The 21,999-nt window shown below is 51.2% G+C and carries 21 protein-coding genes; 1 reads left to right on the top strand and 20 read right to left on the bottom strand.

All coding sequences use genetic code 11. The features are described from left to right. The 16 genes from KOO62_11000 to KOO62_10925 all read right to left on the bottom strand — a co-directional run. Positions 1 to 758: dihydroorotate dehydrogenase (locus KOO62_11000; GenBank protein MBU8934520.1), on the bottom strand; the 758-nt coding region annotated here is incomplete at its 3' end. Further along, complete coding sequence (locus tag KOO62_10995) at positions 755 to 1,555, bottom strand: dihydroorotate dehydrogenase electron transfer subunit (GenBank protein MBU8934519.1); 801 nt, start codon at positions 1,553 to 1,555, stop codon at positions 755 to 757. The genes KOO62_11000 and KOO62_10995, both read right to left, overlap by 4 nt. After that, positions 1,552 to 3,627, bottom strand: a complete 2,076-nt coding sequence (locus KOO62_10990; GenBank protein MBU8934518.1) for a tetratricopeptide repeat protein — start codon at positions 3,625 to 3,627, stop codon at positions 1,552 to 1,554. The genes KOO62_10995 and KOO62_10990 overlap by 4 nt, the downstream gene beginning before the upstream one ends. 87 nt (positions 3,628 to 3,714) lie before the next feature. Beyond that, a complete protein-coding gene (locus KOO62_10985; protein ID MBU8934517.1) occupies positions 3,715 to 4,452 on the bottom strand; it encodes an NAD-dependent deacylase in 738 nt (245 codons plus the stop codon). Between the two features lie 80 nt (positions 4,453 to 4,532). After that, a complete protein-coding gene (locus tag KOO62_10980) occupies positions 4,533 to 5,108 on the bottom strand; it encodes a hypothetical protein (protein ID MBU8934516.1) in 576 nt (191 codons plus the stop codon). A gap of 90 nt (positions 5,109 to 5,198) precedes the next feature. Beyond that, positions 5,199 to 6,161 (bottom strand): hypothetical protein, encoded by a 963-nt coding sequence (locus KOO62_10975; protein MBU8934515.1) that lies wholly within the window; start codon positions 6,159 to 6,161, stop codon positions 5,199 to 5,201. A gap of 71 nt (positions 6,162 to 6,232) precedes the next feature. Beyond that, positions 6,233 to 6,706 (bottom strand): hypothetical protein, encoded by a 474-nt coding sequence (locus KOO62_10970; protein MBU8934514.1) that lies wholly within the window; start codon positions 6,704 to 6,706, stop codon positions 6,233 to 6,235. Between the two features lie 52 nt (positions 6,707 to 6,758). Continuing rightward, positions 6,759 to 6,980, bottom strand: a complete 222-nt coding sequence (locus KOO62_10965; protein MBU8934513.1) for a hypothetical protein — start codon at positions 6,978 to 6,980, stop codon at positions 6,759 to 6,761. Positions 6,981 to 7,032: 52 nt separating this feature from the next. Then, positions 7,033 to 7,233, bottom strand: coding sequence for a hypothetical protein (locus KOO62_10960; GenBank protein MBU8934512.1), 201 nt, complete (start codon positions 7,231 to 7,233; stop codon positions 7,033 to 7,035). A 41-nt stretch (positions 7,234 to 7,274) separates the two neighbouring features. Then, entirely contained in the window at positions 7,275 to 8,123 is an 849-nt protein-coding gene (locus KOO62_10955; GenBank protein ID MBU8934511.1) for an alpha/beta hydrolase, read from the bottom strand. 46 nt (positions 8,124 to 8,169) lie between these two features. Next, positions 8,170 to 9,711, bottom strand: coding sequence for a glutamine-hydrolyzing GMP synthase (guaA, locus tag KOO62_10950; GenBank protein MBU8934510.1), 1,542 nt, complete (start codon positions 9,709 to 9,711; stop codon positions 8,170 to 8,172). 1 nt (position 9,712) lies between these two features. Then, positions 9,713 to 11,317, bottom strand: coding sequence for an L-aspartate oxidase (gene nadB / locus KOO62_10945; GenBank protein MBU8934509.1), 1,605 nt, complete (start codon positions 11,315 to 11,317; stop codon positions 9,713 to 9,715). Next, entirely contained in the window at positions 11,317 to 12,402 is a 1,086-nt protein-coding gene (gene lpxK, locus KOO62_10940; protein MBU8934508.1) for a tetraacyldisaccharide 4'-kinase, read from the bottom strand. The genes nadB and lpxK overlap by 1 nt, the downstream gene beginning before the upstream one ends. Then, entirely contained in the window at positions 12,395 to 13,639 is a 1,245-nt protein-coding gene (locus KOO62_10935; protein ID MBU8934507.1) for a hypothetical protein, read from the bottom strand. Before KOO62_10935 ends, lpxK begins: the two co-directional genes overlap by 8 nt. Positions 13,640 to 13,642: 3 nt before the next feature. After that, positions 13,643 to 14,749 (bottom strand): lipid-A-disaccharide synthase, encoded by a 1,107-nt coding sequence (gene lpxB / locus KOO62_10930; protein ID MBU8934506.1) that lies wholly within the window; start codon positions 14,747 to 14,749, stop codon positions 13,643 to 13,645. Positions 14,750 to 14,763: 14 nt separating this feature from the next. Then, on the bottom strand, positions 14,764 to 15,792 hold the full coding sequence (locus KOO62_10925) for a Gfo/Idh/MocA family oxidoreductase (protein MBU8934505.1): 1,029 nt from the start codon (positions 15,790 to 15,792) through the stop codon (positions 14,764 to 14,766). A 98-nt stretch (positions 15,793 to 15,890) separates the two neighbouring features. On the opposite strand from KOO62_10925, the gene KOO62_10920 reads away from it, so the two are divergent. Further along, on the top strand, positions 15,891 to 17,009 hold the full coding sequence (locus KOO62_10920; protein ID MBU8934504.1) for a 4Fe-4S binding protein: 1,119 nt from the start codon (positions 15,891 to 15,893) through the stop codon (positions 17,007 to 17,009). A gap of 246 nt (positions 17,010 to 17,255) precedes the next feature. Here KOO62_10920 and KOO62_10915 read toward each other — a convergent pair whose 3' ends face one another. The 4 genes from KOO62_10915 to KOO62_10900 all read right to left on the bottom strand — a co-directional run bounded on the left by KOO62_10915 (position 17,256) and on the right by KOO62_10900 (position 21,901). After that, positions 17,256 to 18,218 (bottom strand): HNH endonuclease, encoded by a 963-nt coding sequence (locus tag KOO62_10915; GenBank protein MBU8934503.1) that lies wholly within the window; start codon positions 18,216 to 18,218, stop codon positions 17,256 to 17,258. A 35-nt stretch (positions 18,219 to 18,253) separates the two neighbouring features. Continuing rightward, a complete protein-coding gene (locus KOO62_10910) occupies positions 18,254 to 19,198 on the bottom strand; it encodes a J domain-containing protein (GenBank protein ID MBU8934502.1) in 945 nt (314 codons plus the stop codon). 251 nt (positions 19,199 to 19,449) lie between these two features. Then, positions 19,450 to 21,351 (bottom strand): molecular chaperone DnaK, encoded by a 1,902-nt coding sequence (gene dnaK / locus KOO62_10905; GenBank protein ID MBU8934501.1) that lies wholly within the window; start codon positions 21,349 to 21,351, stop codon positions 19,450 to 19,452. Between the two features lie 115 nt (positions 21,352 to 21,466). Further along, positions 21,467 to 21,901, bottom strand: coding sequence for an Hsp20/alpha crystallin family protein (locus KOO62_10900; protein ID MBU8934500.1), 435 nt, complete (start codon positions 21,899 to 21,901; stop codon positions 21,467 to 21,469). Positions 21,902 to 21,999: the final 98 nt, after the last annotated feature.

Here is a 21,999-nt window from a genome sequence, read left to right as displayed (position 1 = left end):
ATCACGTCCTCTGCACACGAGATACCGCCAATACCGATGAGGGGTAAACTGCATGCATTATAGACAGCATCGACCTGGGCCAGGGCTACGGGCTTAATGGCCGGTCCGGTCAGCCCCCCACGATTGTTGGTCAACCGTGGCCGCCAGGTTTCTGTATCAATGGTAATGCCGACCAGCGAGTTGATCAGTGATAATGCATCCGCTCCACCATGTTCGGCGGCCCGTGCTATTTGCTCAATACTAGTAACATTGGGAGATAGTTTGGCAATCAAAGGGCCAGTAAATGCTTTCTTCGCAGCCTTGACAATTTCCTCAGTAAGACGCGGATCGGAACCAAACTCCATCCCGCCCTCGTCTACATTGGGGCAGCTGATATTCAGTTCTATCATATCCACGCCTTCACAGTCGTTCAAACGAGTACATACTTCCACATACTCCTTCAACGACGATCCGGCAACATTAACAATCACTCTGGTTCCGCAGGTTCTGAGAGTTGGTATCTTCTCAGTCACAAAGCGATCGATACCCACATTGGCCAAGCCGATTGCATTAAGCATACCTGAGGCAGATTCGGCTGTACGAGGTACTGGATGCCCTTCCCGTGGTTCCAAGGTTACAGACTTGGTCACCAGCGCACCCAGCTTCTTAAGCGGAAACATCTGGGCCAGTTCCTCTCCGTAACCGCAACATCCCGAAGCGGTCATGATCGGATTGGCAAACGCAACGCCTGCAATTTCTACTTTAAGATCGGGACTCACAACATCACCTCACCAATATCAAACACCGGCCCTTCCTTACATACTCGCGCCTGTCCCCCTTCGGTCAGAGACACAACGCATCCGAGACAAATCCCTACCCCGCATGGCATCGGAGCCTCAAGCGAAAGTTGCCCGCTCACGCCATATTTGATACCAAGCTCGTTGACAGCCTTAAGCATCCCTTGCGGACCACAGGCAAAAAGCCGCGGGCGGAGCCTGTCTTTATCTATGTTTTGTAGTAGTTCCATAATGGGAGCGGTAACCAGTCCTCTTGTCCCAAAAGACCCATCCTCGGTTACAGGGCAGAACTGGATTCCTGATTTCTTGATCTGACTGCGCATAATGATATCCGCGGCGGTTCTCCCACCATAATAGAGGACAATTTTCTTAGGATCAAATCCGCGAGTAATAAGAACCCTGGCCAGAAACAGCAGAGGTGGTATGCCCACTCCACCGGCCACTAGAGCAACGGCTTCGCTTCGACGTGGCAGTTTGAATGGTGTTCCCAACGGACCCAGGATATTGACCGAATCGCCTGATCGCAAGCGACTCATGGCTAGTGTTCCCCGGCCAACGACCCTGAATACTATATCCAATTTACCAGGCTCCGATTCGATACCGGCAACCGACATCGGACGACGGAAAAACAGATCAGTACCAGGTAGCTGAAGTTGGATAAAATGCCCCGGGCGGAATCCACCAATTCGGGGTAAAGGGCCGAAGGTCAGTGAAAAATACTCATCCCCCAGCCTCTTCTTCTTAAGGACAACAGAGTCGCGACAAAATGGTTTGATCATTTCAAATGGCTCGGTAGAGTAATCCTCAGTTTGTACACCCACCATGAATTCAACATTTCTGGTGGAATTAACTGTGTATCCCACACTGTAGACCGCACAGTTTCCTCGGCTCTGATGTTAATCTCGTCTACATCCGACCATGTTTTCTGTACAAGATTAACTACTTCACCCGAGAAATCAAGCTTGATTTGAAAAACCAAGTCTCCCTGCCACTGCGAACCGTATGCTTCCGTAGGGTATACAAACTTCTCCCGAACCTCTTTAATTTTCACTCGCTCCATAAAGTCCCGAGCCATACCGCCGTCAGGATCGAAATACTTCATCCTCTCAGGGTCAACATAGCCAACCAGCGAATCTCCTTGCCAGACCTCGCCTTCTATGAAATCCTTGTCACCGATCCTTACGCTATCCCCAGTTTCATTCATCTGCGGGACCTCTCGCGCTGGACGATAGTTCGTGCGTTTGGTGGCTTCAATCGACCATTCGGTACCGGGAAAGGAATCAGCGAACTCGGTGTAAGAGAAATAGACGGAAGAATCTCCAGGACTATCATAGGTCTCGGTCAGCCAGATCAGAGCAAAGCGTGCCAGTAGATAGTACTGTGAGTCCTCAAAATGATCCACAATAGTCTGGTAGTAGATGCGAGCAGAGTCAATGTTGACATCGTCCACAACGCATCGTTCGGCCATCCTCAGATATGCGGCCGCGTGACCAGTATCCGCGGCTGTGCCTGTCAGACCCAGAGCTTCCAGAGCATCCGGCATGTAATCAGAATTTGCGTAGCGCTCAATGATAATGCGTAAAACCGAATCAGCAGCTACCGAATCTGCCTCATGTTCACGGATCATTTGCGACAAGGAGATCAGTCCCTTTGGAGCCACATACGCCATCGGGAACGAATCGACCAGGTAACGCATCTCAAGAATAGCTGTATCCGGCTTATTCAGATCAAACCACAGCAGTTCGGCCAGTTGAAATTGTGTGAGAGCAGCATCATCAATAGCTTGCTGAGTAGTTGCCGAGTCAATCTCAATCGTACGAGCGTATTCTTCAAGCTTGCCGATACTGGAGGAGCGATTCAGAGCACCCATACCAGCATCGGAGCTACGCCCCAGTTTGAGAGCTTCGTCGTAGAACGCCTTTGCTTCTTCCAGGTTGTCGTATTCATACTGGTAGATCAATCCGAGGTTGTAGAGGGCTTCCTGACGGAGCACCTTGTTCTTGTCCTCGGAGGAGGATACTTGGTAGTAGGTCATCTCGGCTTGTTCTATGTCACCGTCCCACTCATACCCTTCAGCCAAGGCTAACCTGAGAACGTTCAGCGAGTCATAGTATTTCTCGTCATCCATCAGCGTTTCCAGATAGTCCAGACCTTCGTCTATTCGTAGCATGCGATAGGAACAGCTGGCGGCTCGATACAGCGCATGAAACCGTTCGTCCAGACTGGGATCCATGCCCAGGATTTGAAGATATGCCCCCTGGGCATCATCGAATTGAAAGCTCTCGAAGTACCCGTCAGCTATATGTCTCTGCGCCATGATCCGCTCCTCGTCCGATCCCAGGGAATCCCGAATGAGAAGAAAATAACCATGGGCCTCACTAAAGAGTCGTTCTTCGAAATGGAACAGACCCAGAGCCATTGCAGCCTCCCCCTTGAAACTACGACTCACATCTTCATTCAATAACTCCACAAAGGACTCCATCGCTGACTCAATCTCTCCCTGCTCCAATTCAGTCCTGGCCAGATATAGACGTGAATCCCGAAAATATTCGAACTCTTCATAGTTGGCAATTATCTCTCGAAAACGACGTTCCGCCCGATCATACTGTTTGGTCCAGAAATATGATACTCCAAGTACAAAGAGAGCATCATCGTAGTATTTGGAGTTGGGATAGTTCTCTGTTACTTTCAGAGATTTTTCGATAGCCTTCTTATACTTAGCCTGATTAATCTTCGGCTTACCGTACCTGTTCTCCTTGCGCGTCCTTTCCGCATCGTTAAACGCCTTTTTGGCATTGTAAAAGGTGTTGTAATACACACAACCAACCGGCAGGACCGCAAGCAGTACCACAAGAATAAATATGCGCTTGAAAAACAATTTCATCAATAACTCGGTGTCTGTTATACCGCAACCTTACTCGTTTGTTTCAACTTGCAATCAATCGGCCAATGATTCCATCATCTCCACCAACCGGGGAAGATATTTGCCGGATGGTTCCGCCACATGGAAATCAGCCAGACCGGTAAGCGGTGTAGCCTCAACATTGATCTCTACCAGTGTCGCCCCTGATCGCTTGGCCTCCGTCGGCAATGATGCCGCCGGATGTACCAGAGCAGAAGTCCCTATCGAGAAAAAGAGATCCGCCTTCGACGACTCCTCAAAAGCCCGATTGATTATCTGGGCGTCAAGCATCTCTCCAAACCAGACCACATCAGGTCTGATCTGTCCACCACAAGCAGGGCAGGATGGAACACTATCGGGGTCGATATCGGCCTCGTCGGGATACGTCTGCGAGCAATCAACACACTTGTTGAGGTTGATGTTGCCATGCAGTTCCAAAACATCTTCAGAACCAGCAATGCGGTGCAAACCGTCAACATTCTGGGTCACCAGAACAAACCGGTCAAACATCGATTCCATATCACGCAACGCATAGTGACCGGGATTAGGCTTTGTCTCACCAACTATCTGGCGTCGCCAGTTGTACCATTCCCAGACTACCTTCGGATTACCCAGAAAAGCATCCATCGTTGCCAGTTCTTCAGCTCGGAACTTTCCCCACAAGCCATCTTTGCCGCGAAAAGTCGGTACACCGGATTCCGCTGAAATACCAGCCCCGGTCAACACTACACAGCGACGGCAGTTGCGAGCGATTTTGGCTATCTTCTCAATCATGTGGATAAGATAGACGAATGTCCCTCCGAAGACAAAAGAAATCTGTCCGGACATAGGTGCCTAATCAGGAGCCAACTACCCTATTCAATCCGAACCATCTCTCCTGCTTCTTCAAAAGCTCCCTCGGTTGACAGGTGCTTAGCCAGAAATGCTATGATTTCCTCGGTAGATCCGGTTAGAACATAGTTGTTTTTGATAATCTGGTGAGAAAGCACATCAGGATTCTTCTTGAGATATTCCTTTAACCAATCGTAGTTGATAGCAGATAATTTCAGCATCGGTTCGAATTGATCTACCTTAAAAAACGTATGCGTCCCAATGACATTGAGTTCATAGCAGTCGGGGATATTGATATCATCACCCTCGGGATAGAAATCAAGGAACAGCGCCTCACCGATCTTCGCCATGTGAATATCGAACCGACATTTCTCCCCTTCCGCGTTAACCGAAACCAGTTGATATTCTTTCTCGCCGGTCTTGATGAATTCATTGAACTCTTTGGATGTCGGATTTTCGGGATCACCCCACACACCTACTAAGGCGGGCTCAAAAACCAAATTGTCGTCGGTGTAGATACCGTTTAGGGAACTGGGGATACATCCGGCCAGGGCCAGCAGAGCGACTGCGCCCACAAGAATCGTCAGTTTACCAATCATCACAACCTCCCGTTCGTGTATCATGGTTTATCCATGTTTATGATACACATGAAAGGGCGGAAGGTTGGGTGATTTGGGTTACCGCCAATCCTACGGCACCCGTTCCACGTTGAGGATCTGACCGATTCTGGCGTCGTAGAGCAAGTGCACATCACCATCTTTGAAGTCATAATAAACGAGCTGCATGACTGAACTCTCTCTTCCTGGGCGAGCCGCCAGGTTACCGATGACAAATACATCATCTCCCAAGGAGTAGATGGTTTGCACTGCTACCAACTTAACTTCAATCCAAGCACGAACGTGAAGTTGATCATCTAGGAGCTTCAGCTTTCGTTCAGGCTTGTCGTACACCAATAGCTCTGAACTGTTTTGAGGAATGATTGGGTGCGTTCCATGGGGGATTGTATCAATCACTTCCGACAAGATGTTGAATCTCAAAGTTGACTCTCTTTTCCGGTAGTATGCGTTCTCCCCTGTGTAGACGAAGAAGAGGAACTGGCTGAAATCGTCTCGGCCGCAGCTCGTGATCGAATCGACGAAGATGAGGGAATCGCGCACTTCGTCGAATATGCAAAAGAAGTCTATGCTCTCCCCACGGCTATTATGACTCAGATGATAGCTTAGTCCGGTCAGTCCTTTTGGTGGATAGCATGTATACATATCTGGTCTGATCGAGTTGGGATCGTAGCCGAATTTGTCCACCAAGTCCTTGTCGATCCAGTAGGTCTTAAAGAGATCATTCACGATAGAATTGCTGGTGTTGTTGAACCAGCGTTCCCGATCACGTGGGGAACCGCCAACCGCCACGGTAGTGCACCCACAATGAATGCTTCTCCGTTCGTCCCAATAATCCCTTCTAGCGGTATATGATGAGTCACTCAAGGTTTCGTAAACATCAATGTGATCTTTCTCGAAGAAAAGCTGATTATTCCTGTAATCGACGTACTCAATCCGCAACCGTGGGTCGTCGCCTGCACTGCAACTAGACAAGACACCCCAACACAGCAGACACAGTACCACAAGTAGGATGAACCCGACATATCTGGTCTTCACAGAATCACCTCCAAGTTGGTTCCCAATGGGGCAGACGGGGACGTCTGCCGCCCACGGGAACACCAACAGAATCACTCAGCATCGTCACTGGTTGCTTCTTCATCGAGTTTCTTTCTGCGGCGTTTACTCCGCCGTGTCCGAATCTTCCATGCCACATAGAGTGCTATGATGCAACCAACCGAAAGAAGTGATGCCGATAATGACATTGCCCCGACCACGCTAAGGGCGACGAGGATGGCTGTTATCCAGAAAAGAATCGTTGTCTCCACACAGAGCCGAATCAAACCAGCCACCTTGGCTGAGGCTCGCTCATCACTCTCGTCCACTTTCCCCGAAGAGCCATTATTCGATCTTTTCTTTCTGGTATAGAAACGATACAGATAATACAGCATCCCGATGAAAATGATAACTTCGAAAGTGAAGTCAGCCAGGCGAAATCCTCCGTACTGCCAGGCAAGGATCAAGATCGATACGAGTATCAGCAAGCCGACAGTTATTGCAACGTTGCGGAGCCACGATTTGTGATCAGAAGAAACTTGTCTCATGTTTGGCCTCGTCTCTCCCCAATGAAGATGTCGCTGCCCCCATTACTCCCTTTCAGTCGTCGAACAGATTATCGAAGCGTTTTTTGAGGTCGTCTTTGCCACCGCCCGCAGCGCCCATTCCGCCCGGTTTCTTTGTAGCGTCACGTTTCTGAAAGAAATCGCAGAAATTGTTCTTTTCTTTGTCTTTGACCGGCGTTCTGATATTCTCGCGGCACTGCATATGACTGGCAGGATTATAATGCCGACAACCATGACAACATCGAAGATCGGCCATACACTCCACACAACTGTCCATACGAGTTACTCGCCCCATTATCCCCGTTGGTTTACCACAATTCCAGCAAAGCAATCCCTGATCGGCCATCAATCAATCCTCGGTTGTGTCTCGACCGGAGCCATCTAAGCATGGCAGGTCGGTCAGTGACAATTAGTGTCCGCATCACTTCCTCGGGCCAACCCTTTGGGTTATTATATTCAATCGTGGCTCGACTGTCAATGATCTCGGAGAACGAATTGCCAAAGATCATGCGGCAGATGTCGAAACTGAAGACAGTTTCAACCTACTCGGCTACTGCCAGAACGAAGCTCGACCAAAGATGAGTTCTACCAACGCTGTGCGATATTCCCCGTCCTTAAAATACGCCAGTTCGTTGTGAGTGCCGCGAAGTTTAACAAAGCGTTTGGGCTTATTGGCCGCCGCATACAACTGTTCACCCATTTCAAACGGAATAATGTCATCATCGGGCGAATGGGTCACCAACACCGGACAGGAAATACCAGTGATCTTCTCCAGCGAATTGAGCTTATACCGAAGCAACACCCCCACCGGGAAAAACGGAAACATCTTAGCAGCCATAGCTGCCGCCGAGGTCAATGACGATTCCACTACCAGGCCACGGCACTGCACTTGATACGCCAGATCAACCGCCACCACTCCTCCCAGTGACCGACCAAATACGACAACCTGCTCCGGAGCATACTTGCCTTCATTCGTCAGCCATTCGTAGGAGGCTCTGGCATCGGCATAGATATTCTTCTCGTTAGGTTTACCATCAGACTGTCCGTAGCCGCGAAAGTCGAAGATAAAGATATCCGCCCCCAACCTGAGCACATACTCAATCGTTTCCAACCGGTGCGAGATATTCCCGCCATTGCCATGACAGAAAAGCACCACCGGCCTTGGTTCGGCTTGATCGGTCGCAGTAGTCTTCAACCACCAGGCATGGATTTTCTCCCCGGCGTCTACTTCGATGAATACATCTTCATATTGCAAGCCAATCTCGTCCGGTGTCACAACCAGTTCGCTGGTCGGAAAGAAAACCATCTTGTCCTGCATTAGGTATAAATATGCACCAAAGGCAATGAAGATAACAACGATAGTTAGAATCGGCCAGAGTATCATGCTAAGTAATCTCACTTGAATCTATATCCATGCTCACAGGAGAGCCACACGATAAGCGTTGTCACTCCCATTCAATAGTAGCTGGTGGTTTGGACGAAACGTCGTACACCACGCGGTTGACTCCCACGACTTCACGAATAATCCGGTTGGAGATATGGGCCAGGATGTCATGATCAATATGTGCCCAATCGGCTGTCATACCATCCACCGAAGTGACAGCCCGCAAAGCGACAACATTCTCATAGGTTCGTTCGTCGCCCATAACACCCACTGCCCTGATTGGCAGGAGGACAGCAAATGCCTGCCAGATATCGTTATATATATTGTTGGCGTGCAGTTCCTCAATGAAAATCGCATCCACTTCCCGTAGAAGGTCGCACCGCTCTTTGGTAATCTCGCCCAGTATCCGCACAGCCAATCCCGGACCGGGGAATGGATGTCGCCCAATGAAACTATCCGGCAAGCCGAGTAGTCTTCCCGTGGCTCGAACTTCATCCTTGAACAGCTCCCTTAGCGGTTCTACCAACCGCAATTTCATACGGTCTTTGAGTCCACCAACATTATGGTGGGACTTAATGGTGGCCGAGGGCCCCTTGAATGAAACCGATTCAATCACATCGGGATAGAGCGTTCCCTGGGCCAGGAACTTAATATCGCCGATCCTGGCCGCCTCAGCCTCAAAGACATCTATGAATGTGTTGCCGATAATCTTTCGTTTTTTCTCCGGGTCACTCACTCCCTCCAGACGAGCCAGAAACGTGACCGACGCATCTACCGGATGAAGATCGATATCCAAAGTTCGAAGCATCGCAACAACCTCAGTGAACTCGTTCTTACGCAATAAACCGTTATCAACAAATATGGCATGGAGGTTCTTACCAACTGCTCGTGACAGAAGCATAGCAGCCACTGTGGAATCGATACCTCCAGAAATACCGAGCGCCACACCATTATCGCCCACCTGCGCTTTGATACCGGTTACCGATGATTCGATGAAAGTCTCGGTAGTCCAATCCCCCTTGAGACCGCAAATGCCAGACAGGAAATTCTCAACAATACGTTTTCCCTCAGTAGTATGGTGCACCTCAGGGTGAAACTGTATGCCATAGAATTTCCGATCCGGGTTCTCAATAGCAGCCATTGCCAGGGTGTCGGTGGTGCCGATTTGATGAAATCCTTCCGGCATCTCGACAATCGAATCACCGTGCGACATCCACACCTCAGAGCGACTGGATATCCCAGCCAGAAGAGAGCTATCATTTGCAGCGCTGAAATGAGCCCGCCCATACTCCCGGGTTTGAGAAGCTTCGAGTCGACCGCCAAAACGATCGGCCAGCAACTGCATCCCGTAGCAGATGCCAAGTATTGGTTTGTCGGTATCGAAAAACGAAGCCGGCATTCGGGGCGCTTCGGAATCACTCAGAGAAGACGGTCCACCGGACAGAATGTACCCCCGCACATGTGCCTCGCTGAAGCGACTGAGATCAGCAGTGCAGGGCACGATTTCACAATACACGCTGGCCTCGCGCACGCGACGGGCAATTAATTGAGTATACTGTGAACCGAAATCAAGGATCAGTATCATTTCATGATGGGTAGCCATATTACTCTTTCGTATCAGGTGCTCCGGGGATGATAGTGTCATTGAGTAAGGTGTCATCGGTGTCAGGATAGTCTTCGATCCACTGCAAGCCGCGTGATTCCTTACGCATGAGCGCAGACCGGATAATCAACTCCGAGACGGTAGTCATGTTGCGCAGTTCGATTACGTCGTAGGTAGCCGGGGTTGCCAGGTAGTGCTGCTCGACAACCGATCTCATCTTCTGAACCTTGTCCAGGGCTAATTTCAGGAGGGTTTCGTTGCGAACAATGCCAACGAAGTCCGACATTATCCGTCCGAGTTGATGACGATCATGAGCCAATAGTACTTTTTCACCCGAGGTGTGAAGCGACGAAGCCAGGGCATGATCGGTCGGCATAGTCACCGTCGCACTCGCTGTCCTGCCGTAATCGCACGAAACCTGGGCTGACCGTTTGGCCATCACGACCGCTTCCAGAAGCGAATTCGAAGCCAGGCGATTGGCTCCGTGCATCCCTGTCATAGCTATCTCACCGGCCACATACAACCCGGCCAACTCTGTCTCACCGTCGAGACCCGCCATGACTCCACCACACGAGTAGTGAGCGGCAGGAACAACGGGAACCGGTCGCTTGGTAATATCAAAACCGCGCTGCCGACAGGTGCGATAGATATTCGGGAATCTTTCCTTGATAAATTCTTCGTCGCGATGACTTATGTCAAGCAGTACGAACTCCCGGCCGCTCTCTTTAAGTTCCTTGTGAATCGTTCGAGCGACAACATCTCGCGGCGCAAGGTCCTTCAGTTCGTGAGCATTCTCCATGATGAGACGTCCGTCAACCGAGAGCAGTCGTCCGCCCTCGCCACGTACCGCCTCGGATATTAGAAACGGCCATCGTTCGGGACTGAAAAGAGTAGTCGGATGAAACTGAATGAACTCCAGATTGCCGACCGACACCCCGGCCCGGTGGGCGATAGCGATTCCGTCGCCGGTTGCAATCATAGGATTACTGGTATGGTAGTACACTTGGCCCAGTCCACCGGTTGCCAGAAGCGTTACTGGTGCACAAAAAGCGATAAACTCTCTATCTTCCTCGGCGAAGACATATGCCCCCGAGCATACCCGTCCATCTTCGGTTTGGCCCACAATCAAGTCGAGTACAATGTGATCTCGGAAAAAATCGATCTGGGCTGAACTCGCATCACATGCCGCCAACAGAGCTCGCTCAATCTCACCGCCGGTCAGATCTCCTGCTCGCACAACGCGGGACACTGAGTGGCCTCCTTCACGACCGAGGCTGTAGTGACCACCCCGTCTTGTGAACTTAACTCCATAGGCCACAAGATCAGCGATCGCGGCTGGCGCGGCATGAATGATCTCTCGGACCACATCCTCGTGGCACAATCCACACCCGGCTGTGAGCGTGTCCCTGACATGTGAATCAAACGAGTCAGTGCCACCCAGAACGGCCGCGATACCGCCTTGCGCCCGATTCGTATTGGTGTCTTCAGCCGCCTTCTTGGTCACGATCGCTATTCGCACCCCCGGGTTTAGCCGGGCAACCTCAAGCGCATAGAACAATCCTGCGATTCCGGTACCGGCCACAAGAAAATCATACTGGCGTTCCATCAACGGCCTCGCTTCTGAAGATTCAACTTGTCACGTAACAAAGTTGTCAATTTTTCCTCACCCGGATCAAGGTCTATTGACTGCCCAAGATAGTATATTTCCCGTCCGAAATCAAAGCTTCCCAATTTGACCCAGTCTTTGCCGGTAGTGACAATTACATCCGAGCCACAACTGTCGGCCCGCCGCTTGATCTCTGAGAGCAACTCAGGCGTATAAACCTGGTGATCTGACAGCTCCATCGCTTCATCAAGATCACCGGCCAGAGCATCAAGTTGTCTGCGCAACGGTATAAAATTCCCGATTCCAGCAAACAGAAATACTGATTTGTCATCAAGGTACTTGATGGGATACCGTCGTTCACTCCCTACCAGTTCCGGTGCGAAAAACTGGGCATGATACATATCCGCCCCGGGGTTGATCCGGGTAAGCTTCTGCCGCAATTGTGTGATATCCTCAGCGAAATTGGCACGTGTTATCAGGATGATGTCAGCCCGTTTCAAGCCTGTCAATGGCTCCCGGAGAACACCGATCGGAAAAGTCTTAAGGCGGCGAGATTCAACGGCGGCATCGTAGGTAACGATGTCAACATCACGGGCCAGCCCAAAATGCTGGAAACCGTCATCGACAATCATCAAATCAATCCCACCATGCTCGGCCAATCGCTCTGCGGCAATAGTCTTGGAACTATCCACGGAGAAAATCGCCTCTGGAAGAAGCATAGCGAGTAGCTTGACTTCATCCCCGGTCAGCTCGACCGATAACTTCGACATCTTGTAACCCGGCTCAAGAACGGCGTCATCAGAATGGCGCCCCCAACCGGAGGATATGATACCGACCTGGAAACCTTCTTCGATAAATGAGCGTGCCAGCATCGCCACCACCGGAGTCTTGCCCGTCCCGCCAACAGTGATGTTACCGACGGAGATGATTGGGATACTCACCCTCATGACAGTGCGCGGCCACACCCTGTGCAGTCGTGAAGCCACTCGATAGATAGCCGAAGCCAACCAGAATAATGGAACCAGTAGCGACCATCCAGACAAATCCGGGCGTCTAAGGTATGCTTTCCACCATCGTTCAAACATCGCTCAACCTGCCAAGAATGTAGTCACCCGCTCGTGCTGTTGCCGAGTCGGGTCGTGCGTCGTCGCTTTTAATCGTAAACCTGGTCTCCCCCGCTTGAACATGAGCAACGACTTCAGCTAACTCGGAACCAGTAGAGACCTGAGCACCATAGTTGTTGCTGAGAATATAAGTGGCTGCCTCCAGAACGTTACTCACATGCGGACCGAAGAGAACCGGCGAACCAGCCCAGACCGGTTCGAGCACATTATGGCCGCCGATATCCACCAGCGTCCCACCTACAAAACAAATATCAGAAGCCATATATAGATCGCTGAGTACTCCCATCTGATTGATCAATATGACTTGAGCCTGCACGTCGGAATCGCCGTAGATGGCATATCGAACTCCGGCATCAATACACATTTGTTTGACGTCGTCGATACGCTCCAAATGTCGAGGCGCCATTACCAGTCGCAGCCCAGCCGAACCATCAGCGGATAATCGGGTTGCGAATGCTTCAAGGAGAAGTGCCTCTTCTCCTTTCCTTGTAGAACCGGCTACTATCAGAAAATCCTGTGGGCTAACTCCGAGGCGATATCTAATCTCTGCTCGTCGGCCTTCCGAACGAGGAAGCAGAGGAGCGTCAAATTTCATATCACCTGCAACAATCGACTTCTCATCCGCGACTCCCAATTGCCGATAACGACTGGCATCCTCGTCTGTTTTGAAGAAGAAGTGGTCATATCGGCTCAGCAGGTGTCGCATGAATCCCGTAGCCCGATTGTATCGCCGGAAGGCCCGTTCTGTCATACGACCATTAACTAGAATCTGCGGGACGGATCGGCGGTCAGCCTCCATTATTAGATTAGGCCATATCTCCGTCTCAGCAATAACCAGCACTGCTGGATTGATCGCCTGCATGCTTCTTCGAACGGTCGGGAGACTGTCAAGCGGAAGGAAGCCAACGGCCAGGCCGGGGATATCGAGTTGTTGGGCTACTTTGAATCCAGCGTCGGTCATTACCGTGAGGCGCATTCGCAATGCGGGTTTTTTATCACGAAGGTATTGCAGTAAGTAGGATATGACCTTCACTTCTCCAACCGATGAGGCATGCAACCAAATATCAGAAGATTCATCGGCTGGAATCAGTCCGAGGCGGTGGCGCCATTTCAAATCGCCGCTTGCTGCTCTGAGCCGGAGTATAGGGAAAGCCACCAGATAGATGAGTGTGGTTAGCAGACGATATAGAATAAGCAAAGCTTACCCTTCCCTCAGATGATCCAGAATGAGACGCGCTGCCCGATCCGAGGCACCCACTCCGCCCAGCATCTCCGGTACCCGGCACAAATGCTCCCGTACTGATTCGTAGCGTTGCCTGTCATCCATGAACTTCGTAAGTTCCTCACTAATCCGGACCGGCGATGCCTCCTGTTGGATCAACTCCGGAACCAGTTTCTCTCCGGCAACCAAATTGACCAGAGCGATCTTGTCAAGCGCGATCAGTCGTCGAGCTATCTGATACGTTATGAATCCCGTCCGGTAAATGACCACCATCGGACGACCAATGATCCCGGTCTCAAGCGTGACGGTGCCGGATGCTGTCAGAGCCAGATCGCTTTCGAAAATACATCGACGAGGATCATCGTACTCGACTGTGATTCCGTCAGCGGCATAGGGCGAAGCCATCTTCTCGTAGTCAACAACACCAGACAGACCAGCGACAACAGCCTTGGTATCGTAGCGATGATTCAGTATTCGTGCTGTCTCCAACATTGTGGGCAACATCCGGTGCACTTCCTGCGGACGCGACCCTGGCAACAAACATAGCCTGTTGGCTTCTGGTGGAGACGATGAAATGTACTCGGGGGGAATATCCTCAAGCAAATAGTGTCCAACGAATTTTACTGGAATGTCATGGCCTCGGAAGAAATCCTCTTCGAAAGGAAGAATGACCAGCATGAGATCAACCAGCTCTCGAATCTGTGACACACGTCGTTTCCCCCACGCCCAGACCTGAGGTGAAATGTAATAGATGATTGGAATGCCAAGCTTCTTTACCCGTTGCGCCAGCCTCAGATTGAAACCGGGATAATCAACAAGTATGATTGCCTCAGGACGACGGCGTTCGATCTCTTCGACACAGCGATACATCAGACGTCGGAAGAACCGCCACTGACGAGCGACTTCCCAGAAACCAAGCACCGCCAACCGGTTGCTTTCGGCGAGTTGTTCCTGCCCCAGTGCGGCTAAGCGGCTATGTCCGAGACCGAAGAAACGAAATCCCGAATCTTGAGCCTTTATCGATTGAATAAGTCGGGCTGCGGCATTGTCGCCCGATGGGTCACCGGCTGATAGGAAGAGTTCCATCTCGCTCCTGTCGCTTAGTTACGAGCCAGCATCCGCTCCAGTGATTCCTGACCGATACGCTCCACTTCAAGTGCCACCCGAAGAGCTTCGGTCCCCTCCTCAAGCGACACAGCCGGGGGCTTGTTTTCCCCAACAGCCCGGAGGAATGACGTCAACTCCATTTGAAGCATATCTTCACCTGAGTCCTGCTTTTTGGTGTAGACAAGTTCCCGGTCCGACTTTCCGATCGGGACACGGAACCCATCACCGGAATAATCATTACCGACCAAGCGGTATAGATCGGCTTGTTTCTTAGCCAGATCCAGCGAGAAATAGCCCGACTGCTGGAAAATCCTCAGCTTACGCATCTGGTGCAGTGATATCCGCGAGGCAGTCAGGTTCGCTACTGCTCCACACTCAAAAGTAAGGCGGGCGTTGGCAATATCGGCCCGGTCGGAAACAACGGCCACCGCCGAAGCCTGAATGTCGACAATCTTCGAATCAATAAAACCCAGCACCAAATCAATATCGTGGATCATCAAATCGCGCACCACAGCTACATCAGTCCCGCGCGGATCAAACGCCGCCAGTCGATGAGCTTCGATAAAAGCTGGTGTGATTCCAGCATCCATGACCGCCTGTACCGCCGGATTGAAACGTTCAATGTGTCCGACAGCCACTGTGACACCGGCGGTCTCTGCCTTTTTCTTCAGCGTCAGCGCTTCGTCCAACGTGGCAGTAACCGGCTTCTCAATCAGACAATGAATCCCCCGGTCAATCAGAACGGAGGCAACTTCGCAGTGCTTGCTGGTCGGCACCACCACCGAGACTGCCTCGGCTGCTTCCGCTACCTGCTCAAGAGATTCAAACGCGATAACATCGTCATATTCTTTGGCAAACTGTGCCTTACACTCCGGATCGGTTTCATAGAATCCAACCAACTCGGACTCCTCAATGCGGCTGAGCCACTTGAGATGATGTTTTCCCAATGATCCCACACCAACAACAGCTGTTTTGACTTTCTTCATATTGAAACGAACCTCTGATTCCTTCCTGTTTGACACAGAATGTACGCAGAACACGTCGCAAGAGAAAGGGCAATTTGTACTACATGGTGACTGACGTTCTTGACAGAAGGTGCAAGAAAACATATACTCTACGGATGAAAACACAAAAGATCCCAATTATGCTATTGAGCCTGATGGCTTTGCTGTTTGCGGCTTCACCCGTCATGGCTCAGTCCACCGCCGAGCCGACTGCGGCTGAGGCCAGCATCGACACAACCGAAATTGTGCATGACCACGCCCATGATTCCGCTTCTATTGCTCAGGCCATAGCCGCCCAGGAAGCCGCCGAACAGGCAACCGCTCAAGAGACGGAGCAGATCCAACCCCCGGCAGACACCATTCCGGGTGTGCTGGACCATCTGAAGGCGACACACTATCTGTTGTTTGTAGTCTTCGCCATGATCGGCCTGATTCTCCTGATGGGCAAGTGGATCAACGTCTGGGTCAGGATCGTTGGTATGCTGGTTGTGTTTGTGCTGTTCGGGCTGGACTATTTCTATCCTTTGCATCCCAGTCCAATGTGTGGCGTCACCAAGCTGTTTATGTTCAAGTTCACCCATGGCGAGTTCTACCCGATGTTCCTGGCCTTGTTCCTGGCAATTATGATCCCCTGCCTTGTCGGGCGCAAACTGTTCTGTGGCTGGGTCTGCCCGCTGGGGGCACTACAGGATTTGGTTAACAAGATTCCATTTAAGCCGCGCTTCAAGCAGTTCAACTTCACAGTTTTCAATACGATTCGTATGACGCTGTTGGCGATGTTTATCCTGTCCTTCTTCTGGATCAAGGACCATATCGCGATGCTGGCTGAGTATACGGAGAATGACGCCACCGAACAGATGTGGACAGCATTCTCGGCCTACAGTATCTACGAACCGATCAATTTCTTCGAGCTGCTTCATTGGAGCATCGACGCCGCCTGGATTGTCATGATGGCCATTCTGGTGCTGGCCAGTTTGATGCTCTACCGACCGTTTTGTTATCTCATTTGTCCTATTGGAGCGTTGACATGGTTCCTTGAGAAAATCGCACCGGGGAGAATCCGGATCGATTTTGATCTCTGCACCGATTGCGACGAATGCATCGAGGCTTCTCCATGTCCAACAATCAAGAAGCTACTCGATGAGGATACCAAGGCTCACCCGGATTGTACATCCTGCGGCGAGTGTATCAAATCGTGCGAGTTCGACGCGATCAAGTTCGGGTTTAAGAAGTAGCGGTCAGAAACTACGTTTCTGTCATTCCTGCGGACGCAGGAATCCAGTCATAAATTGTAGGGCAGGAGCCCCGTGCTCCTGCCAGAAAACGTAGCCTGGACCCCTGTTTTCACAGGGGTGACAGATTCGAGAATCCCCGCTAACTTTCTGAGCATCCGGGTGCCCGGCACAAACTCGTTTGGCAGGCATTGCCTGTTCTTGGGATTAGGGGAGGGGGTTGTCGACACTGAAGATAGTTTTTGGTTACTAGTCTGAGAACTTGTTCCACAGAATGTCCGCCAAATGATCTTCGCGATCCTTGACGTCCTCGGGACGTGCGTAGGATTCCTGGGGATGCAAGTCATGTTCCGTAGTGGGAAAGATATAAGGCTTCCCAGTCACGGAGGGGTCGTGCAATTCACATCCTTCCAAGTCGCCTATCGCAACGATGAAAGACAACGCGCCGAAAAACCCAACCCTCAGATAGGCGATAGCATTTTTTGAGACATAGCAGTCGATACGATGAAACGGTCTGAACTTGACAGTCCCGATGTCTTTCCTGCCATCAAGCAACTGGGGCTGCAGACAGCTAACTCGCTTAAGAAAGTCCTGACGAACTTGAATCGTCTTCTGGCCATCACTCTGAATAGCTACGTCAAAAGTCCTGGCACCAAATAATCCAACAAGCCGTGAAGTGGGGAAGCCAAGGCAGTGCATTGACTCAAAGGCCACCTTTGCAACTAGGTCCACAGGGAACCGGGCACCCTCGAACTCTGCGCGATTGCCCTCGCTATCCACGAATTCGAATACGTCGCCAGCTATCCTGATTCGTTTCTCGCCTTCAGCCAACTTCTCTCTGACATACTCAAGCCAGTGCGGCCTCTCTTTGTCTACCCACGCTAGAAATCTCTCAATCGTGAACTTCTTGTCCCCGACGATGTGTCGATTCCCGTCAACCTTCCTCTTGGGTTTGAGCCTGTCCTTGTCGAATTCAAGCCGTATTTCCGTTTTGGGAACTCTAATAGTCAGGTGTTTGAAGGCCTTCTCAGGAGTCTGTATCTCAAGGTTTGCGATGGCTGTTGCAAGCAGCAGAGACTTCTTGACATGGGACTCAATAGTACGGCCTATTGCGTTGTTGCAAGACTTGCAGACATTGTCCAGCCATAGCTTCCCTCCCATTGAGCGCGGAAAGATATGAGCCTTTCCGAAGCTCTCCTCTTCCGGTCTCAAGCAATATATGCATTGGTTTATCCGCATCCCCCCCACTACCCCCACTCCTCCAAAATCTTCCTCTGCTCATCTGTAATCGTCGTGGGGATGTCGATATTGATCGTCACATACAAGTCACCCGTTGACCCGACTGCCAATCCCTGACCCTTCAGGCGCATCTTCGTGCCCGGTTGGGTTCCGGCTGGGATGCGAAGGTTGACTTTCTTGGTGAGAGTCGCCACCTCAATCTGCGACCCAAGGATCGCGTCTTTGAATGAAATAGACACACTCGTGTGAACGTCGTTCCCTTTGCGCTCGAAATTTTGATCCGGCATTACATGCACCGTTATTATGAGGTCACCATTGTTTTGTCCTGTCGGTCCCACCAATCCCTGTCCGGCCAGACGAATCTTCCCGCCACTTACGATCCCGGGGGGAATCTTCACCGCTAGTTTCTTATTAGTCTGATTGATTTGCAGCGTTCTGGTCGTTCCGTTGACCATCTCCAGAAAAGAAATATTGAGCGTTGCTGTCAAGCTCTGGCCACGACGTGGCCTGCGCTGTCGTTGTCGCGCAAACGGATCTCCCTGCTGTCCAGCGCCACCGCCAAAGAACTGCGAGAGGATGTCTTCGAAACCATTCATACCTCCCATACCGCCGCCAGATCGGAAGGTCTGAAAACCGCCACGTCTGCTATTGCCCTGACGAAACATATCAGAGAAATCAAAACCTCCCGGACCACCGCCAGGAAATCCGCCACCACCAGCACCGCGTCCGGAGAAGGCGCCGTACTTGCGCATGGTGTCGTATTCTTCGCGTTTTCTTTTGTCAGAGAGGGTGTCGTACGCTTCGGAGATTGATTTGAATTTCTCCTCAGACGCTTTGTTCCCTTTGTTGCGGTCGGGGTGGTGTTCTTTGGCCAGCTTGCGGAATGCGCTTTTGACTTCATCTTCCGAAGCACTCTCGTTCACACCCAGGGTATCGTAGTATGTTTGTCCCATATCAATTCACCTATTATACCCACTTTATGGGGGCCTGTCCATCATCGTCTTAGTTGAACGCAGGAACATTGTCCCATTTTATCCTCAAGTTATGAATCACGTCATGCTTCGACTTTGCTCAGTATGACGACCGGGTGGCCGGCTCAAACTTGTTTGGGCCGGTTTGCTCCCGGCAGACGAGGGCGTCTGCCGGGCACAGAATAGCGAAGGTGGGTATACTGGAAAGTCTGCCCACCATCCAAACATGTTTCCTACTTCACTTCCTCAAACTCGGCGTCGACTGTCGTCTCGGCATTGTCGCAGGTTCCGCCGTTCTCGCCACAGCCATTACCACCCGGGGCAGCGGTCTGGGCTGAAGCCGACTGATACATCTCCTGCGAGGCTGCATGCCAGGTCTGCTGCAAGGCTTCGGCTGATGATGTTATCTCATCGATGTTGTCGCCTTTGAGAGCTTCTCTGACTCTGCCCATAGCCGTCTCGATTGTTGTCTTCGTGTCAGCACCCAGTTTGTCGCCATGCTCTTTGAGTTGTTGTTCCGACTGGAACACAGCCGCATCAGCCTGGTTGCGAGCATCAATTGTACGTTTCTTTTCTTTGTCTTCGGTTTCGTGCGCTTTAGCGTCGTTGACCATCTTCTCGATCTCCTGCTCACTGAGTCCCGAAGAAGCCTCAATCTTGATATTCTGCTCTTTACCGGTAGCCATATCTTTGGCCGACACACTGAGGATGCCGTTGGCGTCAATATCAAAAGACACTTCGATTTGCGGTAAGCCTCGTGGCGCAGGCGAAATACCATCGAGCGCGAAACGACCAATCGTTTTGTTGTCAATCGCCATCTCCCGCTCGCCCTGCAGGACATGAATATCAACCTGTGGCTGATTGTCGCCAGCCGTTGAGAATATCTGTGACTTCTTCGTCGGGATGGTCGTGTTGCGGTCGATCAGGCGGGTTGTCACACCGCCAAGAGTTTCGATGCCCAACGACAAGGGGGTGATGTCCAGGAGAACGAGGTCTTCGACATCGCCGGTAAGCACTCCACCCTGAATGGCCGCACCCACCGCGACCACTTCATCCGGATTGACCGACTTGTTAGGCTCGCGACCGAAGAACTTCTTCACGAGTTCCTGCACGCGCGGCATACGGGTCATCCCACCAACCATCAGGACGTCATCAATCTGGTTGATCTTGAGTCCGGCATCGTCGAGTGCCTTCTGGACCGGAGTCATCGAACGCTGAAGCAGGTCGTCAACCAACTGCTCGAACTTCGCTCGTGAGAGAGTCAGGTTGAGATGTTTCGGTCCGGACTGATCAGCCGTCACAAACGGCAGATTGATCTGTGTCTGTACAGTCGAACTGAGTTCGATTTTGGCCTTTTCGGCCGCTTCCTTTAGACGTTGCAGAGCCATCGGGTCTTTCGACAAATCAATGCCGTCCGATTTCTTGAACTCGTCGACCAGCCAGTCGATGACGCGCTTGTCAAAATCGTCGCCGCCAAGGTGCGTGTCGCCGTTAGTGGAGAGGACCTCGAAAACACCGTCATCCAGTTCCAGAATCGAGATGTCAAACGTTCCGCCGCCAAGGTCATAGACTCCTATCTTCCCGGTCTTCTTTTTGTCCAAACCGTAAGCCAGTGCAGCTGCGGTCGGCTCGTTGATGATTCGTTTAACTTCCAAACCGGCAATCCGACCAGCGTCTTTAGTAGCCTGACGTTGACGGTCATTGAAATATGCCGGGACAGTAATGACGGCCTCTTTGATCGAATGACCCAGATAATCCTCGGCTGTCTTTTTCATTTTTGTCAACACCATACCGGAAATCTCGGTTGGTGCGTACTGCTTGCCGTTCATCTCGATGACCGGCTCCCCTTTGTCATTGGCAGTGACTTTGTAGGGGTAGTTCTTGATCTCCTCCCGCACTTCATCAAACGTTCGCCCGAGCAGGCGTTTAGCCGAAAAAGTCGTGTTCATCGGGTTGCTCACCGCCTGGCGCTTAGCTACCGTGCCTACCAGACGTTCACCATTCTTGTCGATAGCCACCACCGAGGGAGTCGTGCGACCGCCTTCGGAATTATTGATCACAGCCGGTTCTCCCGCCTCAATCACGGCGACGACGCTGTTGGTAGTACCCAGGTCAATTCCAATTATCTTACTCATATCCAAAATCTCCTCTCTTGTGATCCGTGTCAGAAAGAAAGCCGGTCGGTTGCGACCGGCTTCTCGCGGACAAGGGCTGGGCTGGTCGACACCGGCCCTACAATAGTCTGAACGTTTAGCTGATCTTGACCTCAATCTTGCGCGGCTTGACTTCTTCCTTCTTGTCCAGCTTGACTACCAGAAGGCCGCTGTTGTAGTCAGCTCCGACCGAATCCGGTTCGACAGTTTCCGGCAGAGTGAAAGAACGACTGAACTTACCCAGGCGAATCTCGCGTCGAACAACGATATCGTCGTCATTCACTTCACGATTGGATTTCCGCTCGCCTTCAACAGTCAGGACATCGTCTTTGACCATGACCTTGATGCTGTCTTTCTCCACTCCCGGCAGTTCGAAAGTCAGAGAAACATCGTCTTTTGTCTCTTCAATGTTGACTCGCGGCACAAAGGCATCGTCGGCATCACCTTCCTGATTCGAAACATTGAAGAAGCCGTTGAACATGCGGTCAAAGTCACGAGCTATTCTGTTTGGTGTTACTACTAAGTGTCTCATCGTAGGTCTCCTTACCATTTGGTTATCTGTTGTCATCTGGTTTAAATGTAATCAACAAGCGTGCCAACAGGCGTAGCCTGTTTATTAGCAATGCCTTA

This window comes from Candidatus Zixiibacteriota bacterium (genome assembly GCA_019038695.1).
Classification (GTDB): Bacteria; Zixibacteria; MSB-5A5; order GN15; family FEB-12; genus B120-G9.
Note: the sequence above shows the minus strand (reverse complement) of the source record. Positions and strands in the feature narration are given on the sequence as shown.